At 71.7% G+C, this 6,000-nt stretch carries 5 protein-coding genes and 1 pseudogene; 3 read left to right on the top strand and 3 right to left on the bottom strand.

Annotated elements, in window-relative coordinates; all coding sequences use genetic code 11:
* Positions 1 to 463: 463 nt before the first annotated feature.
* From proC to ACIRJT_RS37590, 3 genes and pseudogenes are all read right to left on the bottom strand, one after another.
* Positions 464 to 1,273, bottom strand: coding sequence for a pyrroline-5-carboxylate reductase (gene proC, locus ACIRJT_RS37600; protein WP_403918784.1), 810 nt, complete (start codon positions 1,271 to 1,273; stop codon positions 464 to 466).
* A gap of 106 nt (positions 1,274 to 1,379) precedes the next feature.
* Positions 1,380 to 1,596 (bottom strand): annotated as a pseudogene (locus ACIRJT_RS37595) (ABC transporter permease); the annotation flags it as partial.
* A 126-nt stretch (positions 1,597 to 1,722) separates the two neighbouring features.
* On the bottom strand, positions 1,723 to 2,874 hold the full coding sequence (locus ACIRJT_RS37590; protein WP_403918780.1) for an FAD-dependent oxidoreductase: 1,152 nt from the start codon (positions 2,872 to 2,874) through the stop codon (positions 1,723 to 1,725).
* Positions 2,875 to 3,212: 338 nt separating this feature from the next.
* Between ACIRJT_RS37590 and ACIRJT_RS37585 the strand changes: the two genes are divergently transcribed.
* The 3 genes from ACIRJT_RS37585 to ACIRJT_RS37575 all read left to right on the top strand — a co-directional run bounded on the left by ACIRJT_RS37585 (position 3,213) and on the right by ACIRJT_RS37575 (position 5,938).
* Entirely contained in the window at positions 3,213 to 4,088 is an 876-nt protein-coding gene (locus tag ACIRJT_RS37585) for a BTAD domain-containing putative transcriptional regulator (RefSeq protein ID WP_403918777.1), read from the top strand.
* 178 nt (positions 4,089 to 4,266) lie between these two features.
* Complete coding sequence (locus ACIRJT_RS37580; protein WP_403918774.1) at positions 4,267 to 4,686, top strand: type II toxin-antitoxin system RatA family toxin; 420 nt, start codon at positions 4,267 to 4,269, stop codon at positions 4,684 to 4,686.
* A gap of 10 nt (positions 4,687 to 4,696) precedes the next feature.
* Positions 4,697 to 5,938, top strand: coding sequence for an aspartate aminotransferase family protein (locus ACIRJT_RS37575; protein WP_403918772.1), 1,242 nt, complete (start codon positions 4,697 to 4,699; stop codon positions 5,936 to 5,938).
* The last annotated feature ends 62 nt before the right edge of the window (positions 5,939 to 6,000 follow it).

Raw genomic sequence — 6,000 nt, 5'->3', positions numbered from 1 at the left:
CTGTCCTGCGTTTCCGACTCTATCAGACTCTTTCGTGTCCGATTCCCGGTCGAAGCGGGCCTCGCATCTCGCTTTCCAGGTCCTTCGCTTTCGCGCTTTCCCTTTCCGGCGAGTCCGACTCTATCAGATCCTTTCGGGCCTGATTCCCAGTCAGCGGGGGGTTGTCTTCCCGGCTGTTGGGCCGTTCCGACGAGTGAGACTTTAGCGGAATCCTGCGCCCCGACGCTAATCGGGGTGCGCTCTCTCGAACGCGGATTCCTCATTTCGCGCAGGCACACGAAAAAGCATGCGACACGAGGTCGCGCGTCCTGTCGTGGTTACTGCGGAATGGCTGTCCGGGGACCGACCGGGGTCGGCGCTCACGTCGGACAACTCGGAGCACACTACGGACGGGGCCGGAGTGTGTCAACCCCCGGCCGGTGGTGCCGGTGGCCGGAGGCGGACGGTGGGGCTGAGCTGGGCGTCAGCCGTTGCCGGAGGCCAGTTCGCGGCTGCGGTCGCGGGCCGCCTCCAGGGCGGCGATGAGGGCCGCGCGTACTCCGTGGTTCTCCAGCTCGCGGATGGCGCTGATGGTGGTGCCGGCGGGGCTGGTGACGGCTTCGCGGAGCTTGACCGGGTGTTCGCCGCTGTCCCGGAGCATGACGGCGGCGCCGATCGCGGCCTGGACGATGAGGTCGTGGGCCTGGGCGCGCGGCAGGCCGAGCAGGATGCCCGCGTCGGTCATGGCTTCGACCAGGAAGTAGAAGTAGGCGGGGCCGGAGCCGGAGAGGGCGGTCGCCGCGTCCTGCTGGGACTCCGGGACGCGCAGGGTCTTGCCGACGCCGCCGAAGATCTCCTCGGCGGTGGCGAGGTGCGCGCCGGTGGCGTGGCTGCCGGCCGAGATGACGGACATGCCCTCGTCGACGAGGACCGGGGTGTTGGGCATGACCCGGACGACCGGGGTGTCCGGGGTGAGCCGGTCCTCGATGAACGTGGTGGTGATGCCGGCCGCGGCGCTGATGACCAGGCGGTCCGCGGTGACGTGCGGGGCCAGCTCGTCCAGGAGCTTGCCCATGTCCTGCGGCTTGACCGCGAGGATGAGGACGTCGGCGTTCTTCGCCGCCTCCGCGTTGGTGACGGACTCGACCCCGTACCGCGTGTGGAGTTCCTGGGCCCGGTCGCCGCGGCGGGTGGTCACCAGGAGGTCGGCCGGTCGCCAGCCCGCCCGGATCATCCCGCTGAGCAGGGCCTCGCCGATCTTGCCGGTGCCGAGGACTGCGACTGTCTGGGTCATGCGTTCACCCTCCGGGCGGTGCTGGGCTGTACTGGGCTGTGCTCTGTTGCCGAGCGTCTGGTTCGGCTGTCCCGCCGTCTTCCCCGTCATCCTCGCACCGGGGCCCTCACGGCGTACGGCGGCGGAGGGTCATCGCGCCGAGGCAGCGGACCAGGAGGGCGCTTCCCGCGACCACGGCGATGTCGCGGACGAAGTCGCCGGTGACGTCGGGGTGGTGGAGGACCTGGTACATGCCGTCGACCGCGTACGACACGGGCAGGCCGTTCGAGATCGCCTCCAGGACGGGGGGGCATCGCCTCGCGCGGGGCGAACAGGCCGCAGAACGCGCCCGCGCCGAAGTGGAGTCGAGGGCGCGCAGGACGGTGCGGTCGCCCCGGACGACGGTGAGGCCGCGGGCGGCCGGACCGGGTCGTCTTCGTGGGGTGGGGCTCGGCCGTGTTCCGGGGCGCTCAGCGGAGGCGGCCCCGCGCGGCGGCGTCCGGGCCGGCTCCGGTGCCGGCTCCGGTCCCGGCTCCGAGGAGGAGGTCCGCGAGGGCGTCGCCGATCCCGGTGGAGTGCTGGAGCCCCCGGGCGCCGCTGCCGCCCGCGACCATCAGGCGGGGGTCGCCGACCGGGCTGCCGAGGACGAAGGGCGCGCCCGGGGTGCGGGTCGTCCGGGACGTCGCGGTCCTGGCGGGCAGTGGGTGCAGTCCCGGCAGCTTCGCGGGCAGCAGCTTCGCGAGAGAGGACCAGTCGTCGTACAGGACGGCCGGGTCCACGTCGTCGGGGTCCGTCGGCTTGGCCACCCCCCGGTCCTCCAGGCTCAGTCTGATGTCCTGGTCGCCCTCGGCCCCACTGCCGTGCAGGACCCGGCCGTCGTCGAACTCGCGCACGAAGACGGGGAACTCCTCCGGAGCGAAGCCCGCGTCCGCTTCGAGCGGGCGGAACCAGGTGACCGGAGCGCGGTACGTCTCCAACGGGACTTCGGGGACCAGCGACGACAGCCAGGGTCCGGCCGTCACCGCGACCTGACGTACCCGGACGTCCCGCTGGGCCGAGCGCAGCACGACGCCGCCCGGGACGAGGTCGATCGCCGTGATCCGGGTGTACTCGAAGACCCGGGCTCCCGCGGTCCGGGCGGCACCGACCGCGGCGTGGACGGCGGCCTCGGGGCGGAGCAGCCCGGCGGACGGCTCCCACACGCCGATGTGGTGGTCGGGGACCCCGGTGTGGCGCGGGTACTGGAAGCGGAGCGCCCGGGCGGAGAAGGTGCGGACGTCGATGTCGTGCTCGCGTGCCGTCCGCAGGGCGCCCCCGGCCGTCGGGCCGTCCTGCGGGCCGACCACGAGCCCGCCGGAGGGGACGAACAGCCGCGTGCGCGCGACGTCCTCCAGTTCCGCCCACAGCTCCCGTGAACGGCGGGCCAGCGCGACGAGTCCCGGGTGCTCGGAGCGGCTGAGCCGGAACATGGTGGAGCCCGGCTGCCGCGAGTCGGCGTCCCGGCCCACGGCGGACCGGTCGAAGCCGAGGACGTCGACACCCCGGGCGGCCAGGCGCCAGAGGGTCGAGGCCCCCCACGAACCGAGTCCGACGACGGCCGCCTCCGCATCCCACCGAGTCATGTCAGGCGCTCCTGTCCTTGCTGTCGCGGTGCATGGGACGCAGACCATCACTGTTTCGGCGTGCGGGGCGTGAGTAACCGGTACTCAGCTTCCGGAACCCGCTTCCCTACCGCCCGGAGCCCCCGGAGGCATCGTGCGGGCACGGGCGAGGAGCGGCAGGGCGGACGGAGAAGACCGGGGTTTGAGTACCTGGGTACTCACGATGCGGACCACGGGGACGTGATGGCCTCGGTGATGCGGCACCGTGCAGGCCGCGCGGACCGGTGGAGGCTGTGATGCAGTTCCGTGTACTGGGTGCCCCTGAGATCCACGACGATGTCAGGCGGCGGAGCATTCCGTTGAACAGCCCCAAGCAGCGTGTGCTGCTCGGCGTGCTCCTGGTGCGCCTGGACTCCGTGGTGCCCACGGACACACTGATCAACGAACTGTGGGGGCGCAACGCCCCCGACAAGGCGATCAACGCGCTGCAGGCGCACGTCTCACGGCTGCGCCAGCAGCTGATCGAGGCGGAGCCGCCGCGGGCGAACACGCCCCGTCTCATCGCGCGCGGCTCCGGCTATCTGCTCCAGGCCGGGCCCGAGGAGCTCGACAGCGTGCAGTTCCGGTTGCGGACGGCACGGGCGCGACGGCAGCTGGCGACGGACCCGGAGGGCGCCGCCGCCCTGCTGCGCGGGGCGCTCGGGCTGTGGCGCGGACCGGCGCTGGACGGCGCTTCGCACGGTCCGCTGTGCGCGGGGGTCGCGGCCCGGCTGGAGGAGGAACGCCTGTCGGCCGTGGAGGACCTGTGCGAGGCCTCCATCCGGCTCGGCCGGCACCGCCAGGTGATCGGCCGGTTGGAGGAGCTGGTCTCCGTACATCCTCAGCGGGAGCGGTTCCGCGAGCAGTTGGCGCTCGCGCTCCAGCGGGGCGGCGCGTCGACGGTCCGGAGGCTGCGCGCTCCCGAGGACGACCGGGGCGGGCACGGTTCCGCCGTACGGCAGATATACGAGGCCGGTCATGGCCGGGGCGGCCCCTGGGCGCTGGAGCACGACGGGGAGGAGGTCGCCGGAGACCGGGCGCACCCGCACGAGGAGGGGGACGACCTGGAGGTGGTGCGGCTGCGCCGCCGGGTGGACCAGCTGTCCGGCGAGCAGCGCTCGATGCGGGCCGAGCTGGACCGGCTGACGGCCCTGGTGGAGCGGGGAGGTTCGGCGCAGCGGCGGGACTCCGCCTGAGGGCGCGGGCGTCCGTGCCCGCCGCGGCGTTCGGTCCGCTGCCCCTCGTCAGGCTGTCAATGACGTGTCAGGTATGCCCTCGCGACCAACTGATCGGACGGTCGGCGCTCCTAAAATGCGGATCGCCGAAGAATTCCGCGAAGAGCGAAGACGTGAATAGCGAAGAGAGGAAATTCCCGTGGCCGTACTGCATGAAATTCATCGGGGCGCCGGAAGTCCTGATCAGCTGTGGAAGGCGCTGCTGGACATCGAGGCGTTCCCCTCGTACATGGGAGGCGTCAACGAGGTCGAGATAACCGGCGAGAAGGACGGTCTCCGCGAAAGCAGCTGGGTGGTCGAGCTCAAGGGGTCCGAGATGGAGTGGGAGCAGGAGGACGTCATCGACGCCGAGCGGCGCCGGGTGGCGTTTCGGCAGGTGGATGGCGATCTCGCGCTCTACGAGGGGTACTGGCAGGTCGTGGAGGACGCGGAGGGGACCGGCCTGGAGCTGAAGGTGGAATTCGATATCGGTCTGCCGATGGTCGCCGAGATGATTCACCCCGCTGTGGCCAAGGCGCTCGAGGGCTACCAGCGGGACATCGTCGGCCAGAGCGTCTAGGGGGAAAATCATGAGTGAACTTCGTGCGGACGATGCCAAGGCAACCTTCCGACGGGTGAAGAAGCACTTCTCCCCCGCTCTTTCGGTGGCTGGGAAGTTCAGCGGGCAGGGTGCCGTCGAGGCTTCCTCCGAAGGCTGTCGGGTGACCTTGTCGGACGGCCGTTCCGTGCTGGACTTCGGCTCGTACGCCGTGGCTCTGCTCGGGCACCGCAACCCGGCCGTGGTCGGCGCGGTCCGGGCGCAGTTGGACGTCCTGCCCACCTCCACCCGGACGGTCCAGAACCCGGCGGCCCCGCTGGCCGCGGAGAAGCTGACCGCATACCTGGGCGGAACGCTGAACCGGGTCTACTTCGGGTGCGGCGGCGCCGACGCCGTGGAGGTCGCGTTGAAGCTCGCCCGGCTGGCGACCGGCCGGACCACGGTCGTGGCCGTCGAGGGCGCGTTCCACGGCAAGACCCTCGGGGCGCTCTCGCTGACCCACAACGACAGGTTCCGCACCGGACTGGAGCCGTTGCTGCGGGACGTCGTGCACATCGCCCCCGACGACCCGGAGGCGGTGGCCCGGGTCATCGCCGAGAGGGACGTCGCCGCCGTCTTCTTCGAACCGGTGCAGGCCGAGAACGGCGTGCGGATCCTGGACGAAGCCGTCCTGTCCCGTTGGTGCCAGGACGCGCGGGAGCACGGCGCGTTCGTCGTCTCGGACGAGATCCAGGTGGGGCTGCGGCGCTGCGGCGCGCGGTCGTTGGCGCTGGAGGCCGGTCTGCCGGTGGACGCCGTCCTGCTCGGCAAGCCGCTCGGCGGCGGAGTGGTGCCGGTGTCGGCGGCTGTCGGCAACGACCGGCTGTTCGCGCCGCTGCTGGCCGACCCGATGCTGCACACCGCGACGTTCAGCGGCCACCCCCTGGGTACGGGCGTGATCCCCACGGCGCTGGCGACCATCGAGGAGCACGTCGAGGACGGCGAGCGGATCGCCGCGGCGCTGGCCGCCGGTCTGGCCGAGATCGAGGACCGCCACGGCGACGTCGTGACCGGGACGCGGGGCCGGGGTCTGCTGTGGGGCATCGACTTCACCACGGCCGAGGTCTCCGGCAACGTGCTGGCGGCCCTGGCCGGCAGCGGTCTCGTCATCTCCCCCTGCATCAGCCGTCCGACCACGCTGCGGCTGCTGCCCCCGATCATCGCGTCGGACGAAGACGTGAAGGAGGCCCTGTCGCTGCTCGGCGGGGCGATAGCCCAGGCCGCCGGCGGCTGAGTCCGCCCCTTTGATGCGTCACGGATCCGGGGACCGTGTCCCGGGAAAGGAACGAAGAAGAC

The organism is Streptomyces sp. NPDC102283 (assembly GCF_044766265.1).
In the GTDB taxonomy this organism is placed as follows: Bacteria; Actinomycetota; Actinomycetes; order Streptomycetales; family Streptomycetaceae; genus Streptomyces.
This window is presented reverse-complemented; position numbering and strand designations above follow the sequence as displayed.